Genomic DNA, 309 nt, shown 5'->3' with positions numbered 1-309 from the left:
GGTGGTTGCCGGAGTGTACTGAAGTGCCGACATTTTATAGAGGTCCGAATTGCCGGTACCCGCATCCGAAACGTTGGTAGTCGCTGCCCACGATTGAACGCCTAGGCTTACCATCGAGTAGTTAGAGGCAGACACTGTGCTGGGGGTGAACTGCGTGCTGTCTCCCGCCGCGTTCGGATTCATGAGCCCGATACGTCGTGGCCCAATCGGGAACGTGTTGAATGAGGTGCCAGAGCCGTCCCATATAATGAAGTCATCCAAATATGAAGCTGCACCGTTTGCTGCCTGTTTGCCGGTGGACACATATAG

Source organism: Dellaglioa sp. CoH-57-MRSF-22, assembly GCF_056781895.1.
Note: the sequence above shows the minus strand (reverse complement) of the source record.